At 68.2% G+C, this 19,133-nt stretch carries 14 protein-coding genes; 4 read left to right on the top strand and 10 right to left on the bottom strand.

Annotated features, from left to right (window positions below; translation table 11 throughout):
* Positions 1 to 33: 33 nt before the first annotated feature.
* A complete protein-coding gene (locus ACP7A3_RS08350) occupies positions 34 to 282 on the bottom strand; it encodes a hypothetical protein (RefSeq protein WP_017977679.1) in 249 nt (82 codons plus the stop codon).
* A gap of 254 nt (positions 283 to 536) precedes the next feature.
* On the opposite strand from ACP7A3_RS08350, the gene ACP7A3_RS08345 reads away from it, so the two are divergent.
* A complete protein-coding gene (locus ACP7A3_RS08345) occupies positions 537 to 1,328 on the top strand; it encodes an arginyltransferase (protein WP_426256140.1) in 792 nt (263 codons plus the stop codon).
* A gap of 6 nt (positions 1,329 to 1,334) precedes the next feature.
* On the opposite strand, the gene ACP7A3_RS08340 is transcribed toward ACP7A3_RS08345, so the two are convergent.
* From ACP7A3_RS08340 to ACP7A3_RS08320, 5 genes are all read right to left on the bottom strand, one after another.
* Positions 1,335 to 2,300, bottom strand: coding sequence for a cell wall hydrolase (locus ACP7A3_RS08340; RefSeq protein ID WP_426256141.1), 966 nt, complete (start codon positions 2,298 to 2,300; stop codon positions 1,335 to 1,337).
* Between the two features lie 359 nt (positions 2,301 to 2,659).
* Positions 2,660 to 3,463 carry a transglutaminase family protein gene (locus ACP7A3_RS08335; RefSeq protein WP_426256142.1) on the bottom strand — a complete coding sequence of 268 codons (804 nt, stop codon included), beginning with the start codon at positions 3,461 to 3,463 and terminating at the stop codon, positions 2,660 to 2,662.
* The gene (locus tag ACP7A3_RS08330) at positions 3,463 to 4,398 is read right to left on the bottom strand and encodes an alpha-E domain-containing protein (RefSeq protein ID WP_024310445.1); all 936 of its coding nucleotides are present in this window, start codon (positions 4,396 to 4,398) and stop codon (positions 3,463 to 3,465) included. Before ACP7A3_RS08330 ends, ACP7A3_RS08335 begins: the two co-directional genes overlap by 1 nt.
* A 184-nt stretch (positions 4,399 to 4,582) precedes the next feature.
* Complete coding sequence (locus tag ACP7A3_RS08325; RefSeq protein ID WP_426256143.1) at positions 4,583 to 6,082, bottom strand: circularly permuted type 2 ATP-grasp protein; 1,500 nt, start codon at positions 6,080 to 6,082, stop codon at positions 4,583 to 4,585.
* 142 nt (positions 6,083 to 6,224) lie between these two features.
* Positions 6,225 to 8,252 carry a protein-disulfide reductase DsbD family protein gene (locus tag ACP7A3_RS08320; RefSeq protein ID WP_426256144.1) on the bottom strand — a complete coding sequence of 676 codons (2,028 nt, stop codon included), beginning with the start codon at positions 8,250 to 8,252 and terminating at the stop codon, positions 6,225 to 6,227.
* Between the two features lie 61 nt (positions 8,253 to 8,313).
* Between ACP7A3_RS08320 and ACP7A3_RS08315 the strand changes: the two genes are divergently transcribed.
* Together ACP7A3_RS08315 and ACP7A3_RS08310 are read left to right on the top strand one after the other, a co-directional pair.
* Complete coding sequence (locus tag ACP7A3_RS08315) at positions 8,314 to 10,011, top strand: alkaline phosphatase family protein (RefSeq protein WP_426256145.1); 1,698 nt, start codon at positions 8,314 to 8,316, stop codon at positions 10,009 to 10,011.
* A 224-nt stretch (positions 10,012 to 10,235) separates the two neighbouring features.
* Positions 10,236 to 11,297: a sialidase family protein gene (locus ACP7A3_RS08310; protein WP_426256146.1), complete on the top strand. Its 1,062-nt coding sequence runs from the start codon at positions 10,236 to 10,238 to the stop codon at positions 11,295 to 11,297.
* Positions 11,298 to 11,412: 115 nt separating this feature from the next.
* On the opposite strand, the gene ACP7A3_RS08305 is transcribed toward ACP7A3_RS08310, so the two are convergent.
* Complete coding sequence (locus ACP7A3_RS08305; protein ID WP_426256147.1) at positions 11,413 to 12,339, bottom strand: right-handed parallel beta-helix repeat-containing protein; 927 nt, start codon at positions 12,337 to 12,339, stop codon at positions 11,413 to 11,415.
* A 201-nt stretch (positions 12,340 to 12,540) separates the two neighbouring features.
* On the opposite strand from ACP7A3_RS08305, the gene ACP7A3_RS08300 reads away from it, so the two are divergent.
* A complete protein-coding gene (locus tag ACP7A3_RS08300) occupies positions 12,541 to 13,749 on the top strand; it encodes a cation:proton antiporter (protein ID WP_426256148.1) in 1,209 nt (402 codons plus the stop codon).
* A 183-nt stretch (positions 13,750 to 13,932) separates the two neighbouring features.
* Here ACP7A3_RS08300 and ACP7A3_RS08295 read toward each other — a convergent pair whose 3' ends face one another.
* From ACP7A3_RS08295 to ACP7A3_RS08285, 3 genes are all read right to left on the bottom strand, one after another.
* Complete coding sequence (locus ACP7A3_RS08295; RefSeq protein WP_426256149.1) at positions 13,933 to 14,808, bottom strand: cupin-like domain-containing protein; 876 nt, start codon at positions 14,806 to 14,808, stop codon at positions 13,933 to 13,935.
* A gap of 351 nt (positions 14,809 to 15,159) precedes the next feature.
* Complete coding sequence (gene metH, locus ACP7A3_RS08290) at positions 15,160 to 17,910, bottom strand: methionine synthase (RefSeq protein ID WP_147036920.1); 2,751 nt, start codon at positions 17,908 to 17,910, stop codon at positions 15,160 to 15,162.
* 77 nt (positions 17,911 to 17,987) lie between these two features.
* The gene (locus ACP7A3_RS08285; RefSeq protein ID WP_147036919.1) at positions 17,988 to 19,034 is read right to left on the bottom strand and encodes a homocysteine S-methyltransferase family protein; all 1,047 of its coding nucleotides are present in this window, start codon (positions 19,032 to 19,034) and stop codon (positions 17,988 to 17,990) included.
* Between the last annotated feature and the right edge of the window lie 99 nt (positions 19,035 to 19,133).

The raw sequence follows: 19,133 nt of genomic DNA, 5'->3' as shown, positions 1-19,133 counted from the left end.
GGCGCGACCCCCGCTTTGCAGCTGAGCGAAAGCTCAGTTGCTGTCGGAATTGCCGTCGTCGACGATCGCGACGACACCGATCGCCACCACGCTGGCGGCGATGATCGCAGCGAGCAGGCCGCCACCGGCGAGCTTGTTCTTCTGCGCCGACGGCGCGCTGGCGCGGACCGACTTGGCCACCGACAGCGAGGCGGCGGGGTTCACGGGAGCCGCGAACGCCGGCGTGGCGATCGAGGCGGTGGTCAGCGCGAGCGCGGCGAGCGAGCCTGCAATCTTGGTCATCAGTCAACTCCGAAGTTACACCTAGGGACAAGGCCTACGTCCCATTCCGATAAAAGTTCCCGCAACGCAGCAATCAGGGTGCGACGCAATATGGGCGCCGTTTGTCCCGGATCGGACCAACAGGCCGTGCTGGAAAGACTCTCTGCCGCCGATTAACCTTCTTTGATGGTAAAGCCGCTTTTCAGGACCGACGGGGTGATTCATATGTCGCCGCGGCGTATCGTGCGCCTGTCTGCTTCGGGGGTTTGTCGGCGGTGACTGCGCCTTTTCGCTTTCCGCGCTTCTTCGTCACCACGCCCGCGCCCTGCCCCTATCTGCCGGGCCGGCAGGAACGGAAGGTGTTCACCGAATTGTCCGGCCCGCATGCCGCCGAGCTGAACGACGCGCTTGGCCGTATCGGCTTTCGCCGGTCGCAGGGCGTCGCCTATCGCCCCTCGTGCGCGGGCTGTGCCGCCTGCGTGTCGGTGCGCGTCGTCACCGACGAATTCGTGCCCAATGCGACACAGCGCAAGCTGCTCCGCCGCAACGAGGATCTGGAGGTCAGCGCCTGCCGCCCCTGGGCGACCGACGAACAGTTCCAGCTGCTGCGCCGCTATCTCGGCGCGCGTCATCCGGGCGGCGGCATGGCGGGGATGGACGAGGAGGATTATGCCGACATGGTCGAGCACTCCCCAGTCAATTCGCACGTCATCGAATATCGCACGCCCTCGGTCGGGGGCATGCGCGGCCAGCTGGTCGGCGCCTGCCTGACCGACCGGCAGGCGGACGGGCTGTCGATGATCTACAGCTTCTTCGATGCGGATGGCGACGATCCCGCGACCGCGCGGCCGGGCCTCGGCAATTACATCATCATGGACCATATCCTGCGCGCGCGGGACAGCGGCCTGCCCTATGTCTACCTCGGCTATTGGGTGAAGGGATCGGCGCGCATGGCGTACAAGACGCGCTATCGCCCGATCGAGATGCTGGGCCCCAACGGCTGGCGTGCGCTAACCGACGAGGAACTGGCCCCGCCGCCGCTGCCCGACGCGATGGCGGTCGCCTGACGCGGTTCAGGTCGGGTCGGATTCGGCGCCGATCACCGCACCCTCGGTCATCAGGCGCCGCGGCGCCTCGCTGCCGCGATGCACGCGAACGCCCGCCGCGATCATCATCCGTGGAGCAGGCGCGTCCGCCTTGGGCGCATCGGTCGCGGGCGCCTCGGCCACGCTCGCCACCGGCGTCATCCGGCCGCGATGTACCGTGACGCCGCGATCGTCCTGGCTGTCGCGATACAAAGTCGCGACCTGCGGCTGCGCTCCGCCATCGCCTCCGCCCGCAACCACCCCCGGCTCGACGCCCGCATAGGCCGCGCGGAAGCTGAGCGCACTCTCCATCGCGCCGCGCCAGCGATAGAAGATATGCGCGCCGACCGACCCGATCCGCGTCAGGCTGGACGCCCACCACGGCAGGATCGCATCGGTGTGGTAGAAGGTCGCGCCGCCGACCGGGGCATAGACGTTGCCCGCCAGCGCCGCCTCGGCCACGCTGCGCGCCCGCGCCCAGGCATAGGGTTCGCGGCGATGCGCCATCGATCCGTCGCAGGTGAAACTGAACTGGCACCCCGTGCGCCGCGTCGATCCCTGGAACACGACGCCGCACACGCTGTGCGGAAAGGCGCGGTCGCGCACACGGTTCAGCACCACCTGTGCGACGGCGCGCTGGCCATCGATGGGTTCGGACCGCGCCTCGTAATAGACCGCGGCGGTCAGGCAGTCGGTCGCGCGCGCCGCATCCTCCTGGCTCTGCATCTGCGCGAGGAAGGGCGGCGCGGCCTGCGGCGCAACGGCCGCGGCATCGTCGCCGTCCACCGCATCGCGCAGGCTCGCGGGCAGACCGGCAAGCCCCGGCAGATCGCCCGGCACGTCGAGCGCCAGGTCGCGCAGCAACTGCCGCGGCGTCGGCGGCGGCACCGCCTGCGACACGCGACTGACGCCCTGCCGCGGCGGCACGCACGACGCAGCGCTGACCAGTATCACGCCAACCCATGCGTATCGCAGCCTCGAGATGCGGACATACCCCACGCTGCCCGCCTAACGCCCGCGGAGTTGTGATCCGGTTAACTGCGTTTGCGGGGGAGCGATGATGCACAGGAACGCCCCCCCTTTTCGTCATCCCGGCGCAGGCCGGGATCCATGGATGCGGGATCCTTGCCGCATCACGCGCCAACCGACGTTCCGACACCATCGATCCCGGCGTCCGCCGGGATGACGAAAGGAATGCGCGCCCCCCAATCGTCATTCCCGCGCAGGCGGGAATCCAGACGCGCTCCCGTCTCGGCTCAAGTCGCACCGTCAGCGGACATGCATCCCGCCGGCACAGCGAAAACGGCACGCGGTTATTGCGCCGCCGACACCTTCACCGCGACGTCCAGCTCTTCCTCGCCCTCGCCCAGCCGCGATCCCGCCACCGGCGCCGCGCCCGCTGCATCCAGCGCCGCCGCAACGCGAACGCTTTCCTCCTGCGGCGATCGCCCCGTGCAGGGATCGAACCCCACCCAGCCCAGCCCGGGCACATGCGCCTCCGCCCAGCCATGCGGCGTCGGGCGCAGCGATCCTTCGACGATACTATACCCCGACACATAGCGTGCCGGAATCTCGAGACTGCGCGCCGCCACCGCGAACATCTGCGCCAGATCGCGCGACGTCGCCGCCTCGCGCGTGAACGCCACCGCCGCGCTCAGCCCCGCCTCCGGCCGCCGCCGGTCGAGCGCGAAGCGGCCATGGAATGCATGGTTCAGCCGGTGCAGCTGCGCGATCACACCGTCCGCGCCCGCCACCACCTCGCGCGCGTAGGCGGCGATCGCAGGATCGCGCGGCGTTGCGTCGGTCGCGCGCAGGAACACCGCGGGCGGCAGCACCTCGTTGACGCCGCGCACCACGCCATCCGAATGGCTGGTCAGCACCTCGCCGCGCACCGCGATCTCGATGTCGAGCAGCGGCCCTTCGACGTACAGCATCGTCACCGCATTGCCGAAGCCGTCGCGTCCGCGCCGCATCGTCGCGTCGTGATCCACGTCGATCCGCCAGCGCGCCACCGTCTGGTCGTGGCTGTTTTCGGGCGTCATGCGCAGCATCTGGACGAGCCGGCTCTGCGGTTCGCTGAAACGATAGACGGTGCGGTGATCGATCGAAAGGCGCATCAGCCGAACCGGAACTGGCGGCCGATCGCCTCGTGCAACTGGCCATTTTCGCGGATGAAGGCTTGCAGATATTGGTGCAGCCCACTGGCGATCACCTCGCCCGACCGCGTCCGCCCCAGCCGCGCGGCGCGCATCCGCGCCATCCGGTCCGCCTCGCCATGCGCGCCGGTGCGCTCGGCGAGCAGCCCGAGCAGATCGACCGTCGTCTCGGCGGAGGCGAGCAGGCTGCGCGGCAGGTCGCGGTTGGCGATCAGCAGGTCGATGACGTTCGCCGGCGTCAACCCGTCCGAATAGAGCCAGCGATAGGCGGTCACCGCCGACACCGTCTGCAGGATCGTCGTCCACTGGTCGCGATCGACCACGCCGCCCACCGCCTCGCCCTCGGGCAGCAGGATATGGTATTTGACGTCGAGCAGGCGCGCGGTGTTGTCGGCGCGCTCCACCGCCTGCCCCAGCCGGATGAACCAGTGCGACTGGTTGCGCAGCATCTGATGCACCGCGCCTTCGAAACCGCGCGTCTCGTTCTTCACCGCCTCGACCAGGCTCAGCGTCTGGGCGGTGTCGCCGACCTGGTTGCGGTTTTCGAACACCAGCCAGGCGCGGTTGATCGCGGTCCACGCCTCGCGGCTCAGCGCGGTACGCACCGCCTTGGCATTGTCGCGCGCGCGGTCGAGGCAGCGGATCACCGATCCCGGGTGGCTGGTATCGAGCGTCAGAAAGCGCACGACCTCGGTCTGCCGCAGCGCCGCGCCACTGGCGGCGAACGCCTCTTCGGTTTCGGTGACCGCGAGCGCCGACGACCAGGCGATCTCCCCCGCCGGCCGCGACGACATGACGTCGAGCCGCACGGTCGCTTCGATCAACCGCGCGATGAAATCGGCCCGCTCGAGATAGCGACCAAGCCAGTAGAGCGATGCGCCGGTGCGGGAGAGCATCATGCGAAACGCCCCCCACCCAATGTGGCACGCAATTGACGACACACCCAACCCGTCACCCCGGACTCGTTCCGGGGTCCACCGGGCCGCGGGGGCAGCGCCCGAACCTCCAGCCATCCCCCTCGCCGCGGAGTGGACCCCGGACCAAGTCCGGGGTGACGGAGCGCTTGCGGCCGCGACACGCTCACGCCACGCCCCCCTGGCTCTGCGTCATCTCACCCATCGTCTGCGTCTGCCCCTGCCGCGGCGCCTCTTCTGCCATCAACACGAAGCTGTCCTTCGTTCCCCCGCCCTGGCTCGAATTGACGACCAGCGACCCCTCCTTCAGCGCGACGCGCGTCAGCCCGCCCGGCACCACCTGCACCCCGCACGATCCGGTCAGCACGAACGGGCGGAAATCGACGTGCCGCGGCGCGACGCCCGCATCGGTCAGCGTCGGCACGGTCGACAGCGCCAGCGTCGGCTGCGCGATGTAGCGGTGCGGCTCGGCGACCAGCGCAGCGCGAAACGCCTCAATCTCGGCCTTGCTCGCCGTCGGGCCGACCAGCATGCCATAGCCGCCCGACCCGTCGACCAGCTTCACCACCACCTCGTCCAAATGATCGAGCACGTAGGATAAGGCCTCGGGCTCGCGGCAGCGCCACGTCTCGACATTGGGCAGTTTCGCCTCGCCGCCCGAATAGAAGCGGACGATCTCAGGCATGTAGCTGTAGATCGCCTTGTCGTCGGCGATGCCGTTGCCCGGCGCGTTGATGATCGCGACGTTCCCAGCCGCGTAAGCCGCGATCAGCCCCGGCACGCCCAGCATCGAATCGGGGCGGAAGACCAAGGGATCGAGGAAGTCGTCGTCGATCCGGCGATAGATCACGTCCACCTGCACCCGGCCTGCGATCGTGCGCATCCACACGCGATCGTCGTCGACGACCAGATCGGCCGCCTCGACCAGTTCGATGCCCATCGAATCGGCGAGGAAGCTGTGTTCGTAATAGGCCGAATTGTAATGGCCCGGCGTCAGCACGACGCAGACCGGCTGGCTGCCGCGCCCCGGTGGCGCCACCGACTTCATCGTCTGGAGCAGGCGATCGGGATAGCTGTCGACCGGCTCGACGCGATATTCGCGGAACAGCTCGGGGCACAGCCGCACCATCGCCTCGCGGTTCTCGAGCATGTAGCTCACCCCCGACGGCGTGCGGGCATTGTCCTCCAGCACGAAGAACTGGTCGGGCCCGGTGCGCACCAGGTCGATGCCGCAGATGTGCGCCCAGATGCCGTGCGGCGGGCGCATGCCGGCGATCTCGGGGCGGAACTGCGGGTTGCCGAGGATCAGGTCGGCGGGCAGCACGCCCTCTTTCAGGATGCGGCGCTCGCCATAGATGTCGTCGAGGAAGGCGTTGATCGCCTCGACGCGCTGCACCAGCCCCTCGGACAGGCGCGCCCATTCGTCGTGCAGGAACACGCGCGGCACGATGTCGAACGGGATGATCCGTTCGCGCGTATCGGTGTCGCCATAAACCGCGAAGGTGATGCCCAATTGGCGGAAGGTATTTTCGGCGGCCTGTTGCCGACGGCGCAGATCGTCATCCGGAGTATCGGCGAGCCACGTGCCCAAGGCTGCCAGTTCGGGCCGCGGCGGCGTGTCGCCGTGCTGCCCCATGATCTCGTCGAACGCCGGTCGTTTCCCCATCGGAACGATAAAGCCCCCCTGCCAGCTTCGGTTCCATGCTGCGAGGAATCGCTGCGCCGCACAAGAGGGGAATATTCAACCAGTTCCGCCCAAGCGCCCCCCCAAGTCCTCCCCCGCCAGGGGGAGGACTTCGACTTGGGGGTTATTTCAGCTCCGCCAGCATCCCCGGCGTCAGCACCTGCGGCAACACCCTCGGCTCGGCCGCTCCCGGCGCATAGTATAGATACAGCGGCACGCCCGCGCGGTTATGCGCCTGGATGAACCGCCCCAGTGCCGGATCGCCATCGGTCCAGTCGCCGACCAGCACCGCGACATTGTTGCGCTCGAACGCCGCGCGCGTCGCATTCGTGTCGATCGACGAGGCTTCGTTGACCTTGCACGACAGGCACCAGTCCGCGGTGAAATAGGCGAAGACCGGCCGCCCCTGCTTGCGCAGGCTCGCCAGCCGTTCCTCGCTGAACGCATCGCCGCCGGTATGCGCGGGCTTGGTCGCGCCGCCGGTCAGCGCCGCCGCCAGCCCCGCCGGCACCACCAGCGCCGCGAGCGCCAGCGCCCAGCCGAAGCCCTGGCCCCGCCGCTGCCGCGTACCGCCCAGGCTCAGGATCACGCCGGTCGCGACCAACGTCGCGAGGCCCAATGCCAGCCCCATCGTCCCCGCCTGCCGCCACGCGAGCCACAACAGCGCGAGCACCGTCAGCGCCATCGGCACCGCCAGCACGCGACGGAAGCGTTCCATCCACAGCCCCGGCTTGGGCAACCGCCGCCGCAGCGCGGGCACGAACCCGATGGCGAGGAACGGCAGCGCCAACCCCAGCCCCAGCCCCGCGAACACCGCCAGCGCCGCCGGCCAGGGCAGCACCAGCGCCGCGCCCAGCGCCGCGCCCATGAACGGCCCGCTGCACGGCGTCGCAACGAAGGCGGCGAGCGCGCCGGTCGCGATCGATCCCGCCGCCCCGCCATGGCTGGCGAAGGCGGGCACCGGCACCTCGAACCGCCCGGCGAGGTTCAGCGTGATCGCAAAGGTCAGCGCGATCAGCAGCACGACGATGCGCGGGTCCTGCAACTGGAACGCCCAGCCGACCGCCGATCCACCCGCGCGCAGCGCCAGGATCAGCGCGCCCAGCCCGACGCACATCAGCACCGTGCCCAGCATATAGCCCAAGGCATCGATCCGCGCCGCGCGCTCGTCCGATCCGCCGCGCGCCAGATGCAGCGCCTTCAGGCTCAGGATCGGGAATACGCAGGGCATGACGTTCAGGATCAGCCCGCCCAGCACCGCGCCGGCAAAGGCGAGCAGCGCCGCCATCCAGCCGCTGCGATCGTCGGGCGAGGCTACCGTGCCGGGCTTGGCCGTCACGCTCAGCCCCAGGTCGCGGCCGATGCGCAGCACGCCCGCAATCTCGCCCTTCGGCGCGCCCTCGGTGGTCAGCAGCAACCGGTCGCCGTCGCGCGTCACGCTCTGCGGCGCGGCGTATTTCACCATGTCGGGGCCATAGGGAAAGAAGGCGACGTCAGAGACTTTCGCCGCGGCGGGCAGCGGCACCGCCATCACCAGCTTGCCGCCCTTCACCTGATAGGTCGCGGCGGCATCCAGCGGCTTGGGGATCGCCGCACGCCAGCGGTCGAAGTCCGCGCCATGCGACGGTGCGCCATCGCCGATCGTGAGGTCCAGGCTCAGCGCCTGCGCCTCGGGCACGCAGATCGTGTCGGTGCAGACGAGATAGTTGATCGCCAGCCGCACCGGCAGCCTGGTGCCCTTGGCCAACCCCGCCGGCACCCGCAGCGTCGCGAGCGGCGCGTAGGGCGCCTCGTACACGTAATTCATCAGCCCCGCGACGACCAGCGTCGAGGGCACCGGCCATTGCAGGTCGGGCGCGGCGGTCACGCCCCTGGGGAGCGTCCATTGCAGCGCGGGCGCGAACCCCGCATCGCCCGGATTGCGCCAATAGCCGTGCCACCCCTTTTCGGGCTGCGTCGCGATCGCGATCGTCAGCGCCTGCCCGGCCCGCGGACTGTCGCTCTCCGGCACCAGCTGCATGGCCAGGTGCGGCGCGCCGCCGGCGGGGGCGAGGTCCGCCGTCGCCGGCACCGCCCACAGGCTCGCCAGAATCGTCATCAGCGCGCAACACAGTGCGCGCATCGCCACCACCGCCGTTCGCGGCTTGCCCATTCTTGCCCGATCCATCGCCGCCCGTCATAGCGGCGGCGGTTTCGTAACACGAGTACCCTCGATGAAAGCGCTGATCGCCGCCGCCCTGTTCGCCACCGCCGCCGCGCCGGCGATCGCCCAAACCGCGCCCGCGCCGGGCTTCCGTCCCGAACCGAGCCCCGCGCCCCGCATCCCGACGTCCGCCCCGGCTCCCGGCGCGACCAGCACCGCGCTAAAGACGCCGCCGAAGCTGATCGTCGCCATCTCGGTCGATCAATTTTCCGCCGACCTGTTCCAGCAATATCGCAATCACTTCACCGAAGGCTTCGCGCGCCTGCTGACCGGCGTCGTCTTCCCGTCGGGCTATCAGAGCCATGCCGCGACCGAGACGTGCCCCGGCCATTCGACGATCCTCACCGGCATGCGCCCGGCGCACACCGGCATCGTCGCCAACAACTGGGTCGAGCAAAACATCGCCCGCGCCGACAAGATCGTCTATTGCACCGAGGACGAAACCGTCCCCGGCACCGACCACAACAATTACGTCGTCAGCGACAAGCATCTGAAGGTGCCGACGCTCGGCGAGATGATGAAGGCCGCCGATCCGCGCACCCGCGTCGTCTCGGTCGCGGGCAAGGATCGCGCCGCGGTGATGATGGGCGGTCACAAGGTCGACGAACTTTGGTGGTGGGACGGCAAGACCTATTCCAGCTATGCCGGCCGGGCCGTGCCCCGCGCCGTCCAGCGTGGCCGTGACGCCGTGGCGGCGCTGGTCGCCAAGCCCCAGGAACCGCTGCCACTGCCCTCTTATTGCGAGGCGCTCGACCGGCCGATCACGGTGGCGGGCAAGGTCTACGGCCAGGGCCGCTTTGCGCGCGCGGCGGGTGACCTCAAGGGCTTCCGCGTCTCGCCCGCCAGCGATGCCGCGGTGTTCGCGATCGCCGCGGGGCTGATCCAGGACATGGGCCTCGGCAAGGGGCCGCAGACCGACATCATCGATATCGGCGCCTCGGCGACCGACTATATCGGCCATGCGCTCGGTACGCAGGGCACCGAAATGTGCATCCAGATGGACCAGCTCGATCACACCTTGGGCAGCTTCCTCAACACGCTCGACAGCTGGGGCATCGATTACGAGGTCGTGCTGACCGCCGATCACGGCGCGCACGACATGACCGAACGCCAGCAGCAGCATGCGATGCCGATGGAGGAGCATGTCTCCGGCGACGCCTCGATCAAGGTGGTGAACGCCGCGCTGATGCGCGAGTTCGGCCTCACCGTTCCCGCGCTGGTCGGCGCGGAGGGCGACGTCTATCTCGGCAAGGACCTGCCCGCCGCGCTGCGCCCGCGCGTGCTGGCCGAGGCGCAGAAGCGTTTCGCCGCCATGCCGCAGGTCGCCGGCGCCTTCACCCGCGCACAGATCGCCGCCACGCCCTTCGCCACCACGCCGCCCGAAAACTGGACGCTCCTCGAACGCGCGCGTGCCTCGTTCAACCCGGACGTGTCGGGCGACCTGCTCGTCCTGCTCAAACCGCGCGTGACGACGATCGAGGAGCCGAAGGAAGGCTATATCGAAACGCATGGGTCGCCCTGGGATTACGACCGCCGCGTGCCGATCCTGTTCTGGCGCAAGGGCATCGCCGGCTTCGAACAGCCGCTGTCGGTGGAAACCGTCGACATCGCGCCCACCCTCGCCGCGACGATCCATCTACCGGTAAAGGGCCTCGACGGCCGCTGCCTGGACCTCGACCCCGGCACCGGCGATACCTGCGCACGATGACGACCCCGCGTTTGCCCCTCCGCTCGCCCCACCCACACCGTCACCCCGGACTCGTTCCGGGGTCCACCCAGCCGCGGGGGCAGCGCGCGAACCTCCAGCCATTCCCCTCGACCCACCACCTTCGTCACCCCGGACTTGTTCCGGGGTCCACCGGGCCGCGGGGGCAGCGTCGGAGCTTCCAGCCATCCCCCTCGCCGCAGAGTGGACCCCGGACCAAGTCCGGGGTGACGAAGTGGGTTGGATGGCTGGCGCTCGTCATCACGGCCGCCGCCACGCCTGCGCTGGCGCAATCCCCCATCCTGCAATCCCAATTCATCGACGCCGCCCCGCCCTACCCCCAGGCGCACGCCTCGACGATCGTCGAACTCCCCGACCGCACCCTCGCCGCCGCCTGGTTCGGCGGCAGCGGCGAAAGCCGGCCGGACGTGAAGATCTGGTTCGCCCGCCACAGCGCCAAGGGCTGGGACACGCCCGTCGCGGTCGCCGATGGCCGCAGCGCGGACGGCAAGCTCTACCCCACCTGGAACCCGGTGCTGTTCCAGCCCGCCGGCCAGCCGCTCCATCTGTTCTACAAGATCGGCCCCAACCCGCGCGACTGGTGGGGCATGGTCATCACCTCGACCGACGGTGGCCGCCACTGGAGCCAGCCGACGCGCCTGCCCGACGGCATCCTCGGCCCGATCAAGAACAAGATGTTCGTGACCCGCGACGGGACATGGCTCGCGCCGTCCAGCCGCGAAGTCGGCACGCCCGAAAAGAACCGCTGGTTCCTCAAGATGGAACGCTCCACCGATCGCGGCAAGACGTGGCAGGCGGAGGCGGAAATCCCCTCGCCGATGAACATCGAGGCGATCCAGCCGAGCGTGCTGAGCTTCCCCGACGGCCGCCTCGAACTGATCGCCCGGACCCGGCAGGGCGCGCTGGCGATGAGCTGGTCGAAAGACGACGGCAAGAGCTGGTCGCCGCTCGCCGCAATCGACCTGCCCAATCCCAATGCCGGCACCGACGCCGTGACGTTGCAGGATGGGCGCCAGCTGATCGTCTACAATCACGCCGCGCACCGCCCGGACACCCCCGGCGACGGCCCGCGCTGGCCGCTCAACATCGGCCTGTCCGCCGATGGGATCGACTGGCACAAGGCGCTGACGCTGGAATCGAAGCCGATGCCCGACGGCTACGCCTATCCCGCGGTCATTCAGACCCGCGACGGCCTGGTCCACATCACCTACACCTGGAACCGCACGCGCATCCGCTACGTCGTGGTGGACCCCAAGCAGCTGAAATAGCGCCCACCCGCCGTTCGCCCTGAGCCTGTCGAAGGGCACCTTTCCACACGGGCGACGGTGCGCGGGGATACCCGCCCTTCGACAAGCTCAGGGCGAACGGTAGGGGCTTCCCCCCTCACCGCGTCTCGAACATCCGAATCCCCGGCCCCAGCCGGTTGGCCCCCACCGACAGCCGCTCGTGGCTCAGGTCCGCGACGAACGCGGGATTCGTCGGCGCGCCCGGCGCCAGCCGCGCGTCATTGCCCTCGATGCGCAGCCCCGCGGACGGATAGGTCTTCGCCTCCGCTGCGACGACGATCAGGCCGCTGTGATTCTCCTTGGCCTTGCCCTGCACGAAGGTGTTGCGCGTGATCAGCCCCCGCGCGCCTTCGGGCAAGTCGATCATGTAATTGGTCTTCTGCCCCGCCGTGTCGTCGAAGCTGTTGTCGCTGATCGTCACATTGGGCACGCGCAGCTTGACGTAATGGCCGCCGCGACCGCGCTCGAAGCGCGAATTGGTGATCGTCACCTGCCCGCGATTGGCGAGGTAGATGCTGTGCGCGCAATCCGGCGTCTCGTCACACTGGCCGAGGCCGGAAAAGGTCGCATGGTCGATCCGGATGCGCTGCCCGGTCGGCTCGCCGCCCAAGATGCCTTCCTGGCTGTCGAGGAACATGGAGTTGGTAACCGTCAGGTCGCCCATTTCGGTGCGGATCCCTGCGCCATTGCCGTCCGGCACGCGATAGCCGCGGAACACGAGGCCATCGACCGTCGATCCCTGTCCGCGCAGCACCAGCCCGGCCTTGTCCTCGCACGCGCTCTTTTCGAAGATCGCAGTGCCTGGCTGCGCGGCGCGGAAGGTGATGCGCCCGCCCTGCTGCACCGCGCATTGCCGGTAGACGCCGGGCGCGATGCGGATCGTTCCCGTCCCCATGCGGATCGACGACACCGCCTCCTGCAGGTCGGTGAAGCCCTGCCCCGTCTCGACGACGGTGAACGGCGCCTGCTGCTGGGCAAAGGCGGGGCTGGCGACGAGGGCGAGCGCGATCAGAGTACGGGTCATGCCGCAATCCTGCCGCCCACCCGCGCGCCACGCCAGCCTCAATTGCAGTTAACGGATCGCCCCAATGTTTCATGGGGTTAGCGGACACATTACGTGTCCCAGCGCGGGTCAGAAAAAGCATTGCGGACCCGGATGGCAGGAGGCAACACCCATGCCGCAGCGCGTCGGGGGGACACGCCGCACCGGGGATATTGTACAATCATGCATGCGATGTCGGCGACCGAAGTATTCCTCCTCGCCATCCTGATCATCTTCACCCTGCCCTATGCCGTGTGGCGGCTGGGGCGAACCGATTATTGGGCGCCGCTGGTCGTCGTGCAGATCATCGGCGGTATCCTGCTGGGGCCGGGCATCCTCGGCGCGATCTTCCCCGACTATTACGCCTTCGTCTTCGCGCCCGCGACGATGGGGGCGCTGAACGGCATTGCCTGGTGGTCGGTGATGCTGTTCGTCTGGGTGGCGGGGCTGGAGCTGGACGTCGGTGAGGCGTGGCGGCGGCGGCGCGAAACGGGCGTCACGGCGGGTCTTGCTTTGGGCGTGCCGCTGATCGCGGGCAGCCTCGCCGCGCTCGTCATCCTGCGCTATCCTGGCTGGCGCGGGCCGAGCGGCGCGAACTGGCAGGTGGTGCTCGGCATCGGCATGGCCTGCGCCGTCACCGCGCTCCCCATCCTCGTGCTGCTGATGGAAAAGCTCGCCATCCTGCGCGCGCCGCTGGGTCAACGCGTGCTGCGCTACGCCAGCCTCGACGATATCGCGATCTGGGGCGTGCTCGCGCTGATCCTGCTCGACTGGGAGCGCGTCGGGCGGCAGGCGGGCTTCTTGGTGGGCTTCGCCGTCGCGACCTGGGTGGTCCGCAAGCTGCTACGCGCGCTGCCGGAAAACGATCGCTGGTACGTCGGCCTGATCTGGCTCGCGCTCTGCGCCTTCGCCGCCGACTGGGCGGGCCTCCACTTCATGGTCGGCGCGTTTCTGGCGGGCGCGGTGCTCGACGCGCATTGGTTCGGCGAGGCGCGGATGGACCGGTTCCGCGGCACGATCCTGCTCGCGGTGATGCCCGTCTATTTCCTGTCGACGGGCCTCAAGACGCAATGGGGCATGGGCGGCGCATCGGTGTTCGCGGTCGCCGCGCTGCTGCTCGCCGCGTCGGTGGGCGGCAAGCTCGCCGGCATTCACCTGGCGGGCCGCATCCTCAAATGGCCCAAGGGCGATGCCAGCGCGATCGGCTGGCTGCTCCAGACCAAGGCGCTGATCATGATCATCTTCGTCAACATCCTGTTGGACAAGAAGATCATCACCAGCGAAACCTTCACCGCGCTGCTGCTGATGGCGGTCGCCAGCACGATGCTGACCATCCCCGTCGTCGCCCCGCAACTCCGCCGCAACCCCGGCCTCGCAAAACGCGGGTTTTAAGGCCAATTCCTCCCCCGCCAGGGGGAGGTGGCATGCCGCAGGCATGACGGAGGGGGAGGTAAGGGTAGCGCTTCGTTACTAGGGACGTTCCTGTCCGCCCCCTCCGTCACCGCCTTTGGCGGCGCCACCTCCCCCTGGCGGGGGTGGACTGTACAACCGCGCAAGGTCGATCGGCCCGAGCCCTCACCGGTTCGGCGGAAAATCCTGGAACGCGTCGTTGGGCCAGATGAAATTGTGATAGGTCAGCATCGCGCTGAACGACAGCGCCTCGACCTGGTGCCACCAGCCGACCGGCATGAACAGCGCATCGCCGGGATGGATATCGACATGATAGCAGCGCGCCGAGAGCACCTCGGGATATTGCGCCACCTTGTCGTCGCTCATGATGTCGTGGACGTCGCTGAATACGAAGTCATTGTTGGCGAGCTTCGACGTCTCTTCGGGCGGCAGCAGGAACAGGCGCTTGGTGCCCATCAGCTGCACCAGCAGATTGTTGTTGAGGTCGTGGTGCAGCGGCGTGAACGTGCCCTTCGGGCCGATCCAGATGCTGCCGATCCGCTCGTCCAGGAACGGCACCGGCCCGAAGTCGCCCATCAGCGGCTGTAGCGCCACCGTATTGGCGACGTTGTTATAGGCGGTGATATAGGCGTCGTTGCCGGTGTCGGCGCTCGTCACCATGTCGATATAGGCGTCGAACGGCATGGTCCGCGTGTGGCGCGTCTTGGCGATCTCGAAATCGGGCGCGCTGTTGCGGCCGCCCTGATAGGTGATCTCCGCCGAGCCGACCTTGCGCGCCAGCTTCTTGGTCGTCCACTGACGCACCGCCGGCCATTTCGCCGCCAGCCCTTCGATCACCACCGGAATGCCCGGCGCGTAGAACAGGTCGAGGAACGTCTCCGCCGACACCGGCCCGCGGATGCGCGGCACTGCGGTCAGCACCGGGCTCAGCGCCTGCTGGCGCTGGCGCGTCCGCACCCGCCACGCATCGCGCTCCGCGGCGACCGAGGCGAAGCCCGGCAGCGCGACACTGCCCGGCACGGGTGGAAGCTGGAGACACATATGGCAACGTCCCTTGGCGTATACGGGCACGCCCTGCGGCACGCCCTTCCTCGCCGCTGCCTATCGGGAAGTGGTTAACAATCCGGTAGCCATAGAAGCGGTGCATTCAGTCCTCCCCCGCCAGGGCGCATCGGGATGAACGGCCCCCGGCCGTTCAAGATCATGCCGGGGGCATGATCGACCCGATGCGGTGGCGCCGCCGACAGGCGGTGACGGAGGGGGCGGACAGGAATGTCCCCGGTAACGAAGCGCTACCCCGACCTCCCCCTCCGTCATGCCTACGGCATGCCACCTCCCCCTGGCGGGGGAGGACTGAAAGCACCGTACTCAGCACGCAGCGCCGAGCCCGCCTCAATCCAAATTCGGTCGCAGCCAGCGCGTCGCCTGCTCCACCGACACGCCGCGCCGCGTCGCGTAATCCGCCACCTGATCCTCGCCGATCCGCGCCACGCCGAAATATTCCGCCTGCGCATGGCCGAAGTAGAAGCCGCTGACCGCTGCGGTCGGCAGCATCGCGAAGCTGTCGGTCAGCTCCAGCCCCGCATTGCCCTGCGCGTCGAGCATCTCGAACAGCGTCACCTTCAGCGAATGTTCGGGGCACGCCGGATAGCCCGGTGCCGGCCGGATACCCCGATATTGTTCGCGCACCAGCGCCTCGTTGGTCAGTTGCTCGCCCGGCGCATAGCCCCACAGGTCAGTGCGGACATGCGCGTGCAGCCGCTCCGCGAACGCCTCGGCCAGACGATCCGCCAGCGCTTTGAGCAGGATGTCGTTGTAATCGTCGTTATCCGCCTTGAACCGCGCCAGATGCGGCTCGATGCCGTGGATGCCGACCGCGAAGCCGCCCATCCAGTCACCCGCCGGATCGATGAAATCGGCGAGGCACATGTTGGCGCGGCCTTCGCGCTTGGCGATCTGCTGGCGCAGGAACGGCAGCCGCACGCTCGCTTCCTGCGTGCGGTCGAGGTTCGGGATCTGGAAGCCTTCGGGAATGCTCGCGCCATCGGGGCTGCGATGCGCCTCGCGATGCTGGGTATAGACCCACACGTCGTCGTCATGGCGATGGCACGCCCACAGCCCGGCAACGCCGCGCGCGGTCAGCCACTTCTCCGCGACGATCCGGTCGAGCATCGCCTGCGCATCGGCATACAGGCTGCTCGCGCTCTCGCCGACCACCTCGTCGGTCAGGATCGCCGGGAAGTTGCCGGCAAGCTCCCACGCGCGGAAGAACGGCGTCCAGTCGATATACGCCCGCAGGTCGGCGAGGTCCCAGTCGTCGAACACATGCACGCCCGGCTGCGCCGCCGCCGGCGCCTTCAACGCCATGTCGACCGTCAAGCCCCGCGCCCGCGCCTCGGCGAGCGGCAATAGGTCGTTCTGCCCCTTATTGGCGCGCGCGATCCGCACCTTCTCGTAATCTTCGGCGACGCCTGCGACATAGGCATCGCGCTGCGTGTCGCTGACCAGGGTCGTCGCGACGCCGACCGCGCGGCTGGCGTCGAGCACATGGACGATCGGCCCGTCATAGGCGGGCGAGATGCGCAGCGCGGTATGCACTTTCGACGTCGTCGCACCGCCGATCAGCAGCGGCATCGACATGCCGGCGCGCTTCATCTCTTCGGCCACCGTCACCATTTCGTCGAGGCTCGGCGTGATGAGGCCGCTGAGGCCGATCATATCGGCGTCATTCTCGTTCGCCGCCTCGAGGATCTTCGACCACGGCACCATCACGCCTAGGTCGACCACCTCGAAGCCGTTGCACTGGAGCACGACGCCGACGATGTTCTTGCCGATATCGTGCACGTCGCCCTTCACGGTCGCGAGCACGATCTTGCCCTTGCCCTTGGCGCCGGGCTCCTTCGCCGCCTCGATGAAGGGCAGCAGGTGCGCGACCGCCTTCTTCATCACACGCGCCGACTTCACCACCTGCGGCAGGAACATCTTGCCCGATCCGAACAGGTCGCCGACGACATTCATCCCGTCCATCAGCGGGCCCTCGATCACCTCGATCGGGCGCGCGAACGCTTGCCGGCATTCCTCGGTATCGTCGACGACATGCGCGTCGATGCCCTTCACCAGCGCATATTCCAGGCGCTTGACGACCGGCAGGCTGCGCCATTCCGCCGCCGCCTTCTCGGCCACCGCATCGGTGCCGCGGAACCGCTCGGCGAGCGCGACCAGCCGGTCGCCCGCCTCGGGATCGCGGTTGAGGATGACGTCCTCGCATGCGGTGCGCAATTCGGGATCGATCGTGTCGTACACGTCGAGCTGCCCTGCATTGACGATGCCCATGTCCATGCCCGCGGGGATCGCGTGGTACAGGAACACCGAATGCATCGCGCGGCGCACCGGCTCGTTGCCGCGGAAGCTGAACGACAGGTTGGAGAGGCCACCCGAGATATGGACGTGCGGGCAGCGCGCCTTGATCTCTTTGCACGCCTCGATGAAGTCGACGCCGTAATTGTTATGCTCCTCGATCCCCGTCGCCACCGCGAAGATGTTGGGATCGAAGATGATGTCTTCGGGCGGGAAGCCTATACCCATCAACAGGTCATAGGCGCGCGCGCAAATCTCGACCTTGCGGTCCTTGGTGTCCGCCTGGCCCACCTCGTCGAACGCCATCACGACCACCGCGGCGCCATAGGCCATGCAGCGCTTGGCGTAGTGAAGGAACGACTCCTCGCCCTCCTTCATGCTGATCGAATTGACGATCGGCTTGCCGCTGACGCACTTCAGCCCCGCCTCGATCACGCTCCATTTGGAGCTGTCGATCATGATCGGCACGCGCGCGATATCGGGCTCGGCGGCGATCAGCTTCAGGAAGGTCGTCATGGCATGCTCGGCGTCGAGCAGGCCTTCGTCCATGTTGACGTCGACCACCTGTGCGCCATTCTCGACCTGCTGGCGCGCGACCTCGACCGCGCGCGTATAGTCGCCCGCCATGATCATCTTCTTGAACGCCGCCGATCCGGTGACGTTGGTGCGCTCGCCGATATTGACGAACTGGGCAGAGGAATTGGTCATCGTCTTTTCTTCCAATCCTCCCCGCTCGCGGGGAGGGGGACCGCTCGGCGAAGCCGAGGGGTGGAGGGGGCTCTCCACCGGCGATATCGTGTGTGGAGAACCCCCTCCACCATGCTGGGCATGGTCCCCCTCCCCGCAGGCGGGGAGGATTGGGATCACGCCGCCATCGTAAACGGCTCCAGGCCCGCCAGCCGCGTCCGCACCGGCGGCTTGGGAACCGTCCGCGGCGCAACGCCGCGCGCCATGTCCGCGATCGCCTTGATATGCGCCGGCGTCGATCCGCAGCAGCCGCCCAGCACGTTCACCTGACCCGCGCTCGCCCATTCGCCGACCAGCCCCGCGGTCGTCGACGGCGCCTCGTCATACGCGCCGAGCTCGTTCGGAAGGCCCGCATTGGGATAGACCATGATCAGCGTGTCGCACGTCTCGCTCAGCGTCTTCACGTGCGGCCGCAGCTGCTCCGCACCGAACGAACAGTTGAGCCCGATCGTCACCGGCTTGGCATGCCGCACCGCATGCCAGAACGCCTCGACCGTATGGCCCGACAGGTTGCGCCCCGACAAATCGGTCAGCGTCATCGACAGCATCAGCGGCAGGTCGCGGCCCAACGCCTCGGCGGCGTCCAGCGTCGCCATGATCCCCGCCTTGGCGTTCAGCGTGTCGAACACCGTCTCGATCAGGATAAAGTCCGCGCCGCCCTCGACCAGCGCGTCGATCTGCTCGCGATACACGTCCTTCAGATAGTCGAAGTCGATCTCGCGATAGCCGGGATCGTTGACGTCCGGGCTCAGCGACAGCGTCTTGTTGGTCGGCCCGATCGCGCCCGCAACGAAGCGCGGGCGGCCATCCTTCGCCTGGAATTCGTCCGCGATGCGGCGCGCGAGCTTCGCGCTCTCGACGTTGATCTCGCGCACCAGATGCTCGGCGCCGTAATCCGCCTGGCTGATCCGGTTCGCCGAGAAGGTGTTGGTCTCCGCGATATCCGCCCCAGCCTCGAAATAGGCGCGATGGATCGCCTCCGGCACCTCGGGCTTGGTCAGCGCCAGGATGTCGTTGTTGCCCTTCTGGTCGTGGGACAGCCCCAAAGTGCCGGCATAATCGGCCTCCGAAAGCTTCCAGTTCTGGATTTCGGTGCCGAACGCCCCGTCGGTGATCAGGATGCGCTTGGCGGCTTCGCCCAGGAAGGTGTCGCGTATGGTCATCAAAGTCCGTCCTAAAACAAGTCCTCCCCCGCCAGGGGGAGGTGGCGCCGCGAAGCGGTGACGGAGGGGGCGGTAAGCGGGAGACCCGTCATCCAGTCC

Origin of the sequence: Sphingomonas sp. DC5200-1 (assembly GCF_049897245.1) — a bacterium.
GTDB classification, from domain to species: domain Bacteria; phylum Pseudomonadota; class Alphaproteobacteria; order Sphingomonadales; family Sphingomonadaceae; genus Sphingomonas; species Sphingomonas aquatilis.
The sequence above is the reverse complement of the archived record's forward strand: the minus strand, read 5'-3'. Positions and strand labels throughout refer to the sequence as shown.

Bases quoted from the DNA above. Each gene is read 5' to 3' on its own strand.
- ACP7A3_RS08350 (WP_017977679.1), bottom strand. From the start codon at position 282: ATGACCAAGATTGCAGGCTCGCTCGCCGCGCTCGCGCTGACCACCGCC.
- ACP7A3_RS08335 (WP_426256142.1), bottom strand. From the start codon at position 3,463: ATGCGCCTTTCGATCGATCACCGCACCGTCTATCGTTTCAGCGAACCG.
- ACP7A3_RS08330 (WP_024310445.1), bottom strand. From the start codon at position 4,398: ATGCTCTCCCGCACCGGCGCATCGCTCTACTGGCTTGGTCGCTATCTC.
- ACP7A3_RS08325 (WP_426256143.1), bottom strand. From the start codon at position 6,082: ATGGGGAAACGACCGGCGTTCGACGAGATCATGGGGCAGCACGGCGAC.
- ACP7A3_RS08320 (WP_426256144.1), bottom strand. From the start codon at position 8,252: ATGGGCAAGCCGCGAACGGCGGTGGTGGCGATGCGCGCACTGTGTTGC.
- ACP7A3_RS08315 (WP_426256145.1), top strand. From the start codon at position 8,314: ATGAAAGCGCTGATCGCCGCCGCCCTGTTCGCCACCGCCGCCGCGCCG.
- ACP7A3_RS08305 (WP_426256147.1), bottom strand. From the start codon at position 12,339: ATGACCCGTACTCTGATCGCGCTCGCCCTCGTCGCCAGCCCCGCCTTT.
- ACP7A3_RS08300 (WP_426256148.1), top strand. From the start codon at position 12,541: ATGCATGCGATGTCGGCGACCGAAGTATTCCTCCTCGCCATCCTGATC.
- ACP7A3_RS08295 (WP_426256149.1), bottom strand. From the start codon at position 14,808: ATGTGTCTCCAGCTTCCACCCGTGCCGGGCAGTGTCGCGCTGCCGGGC.
- ACP7A3_RS08285 (WP_147036919.1), bottom strand. From the start codon at position 19,034: ATGACCATACGCGACACCTTCCTGGGCGAAGCCGCCAAGCGCATCCTG.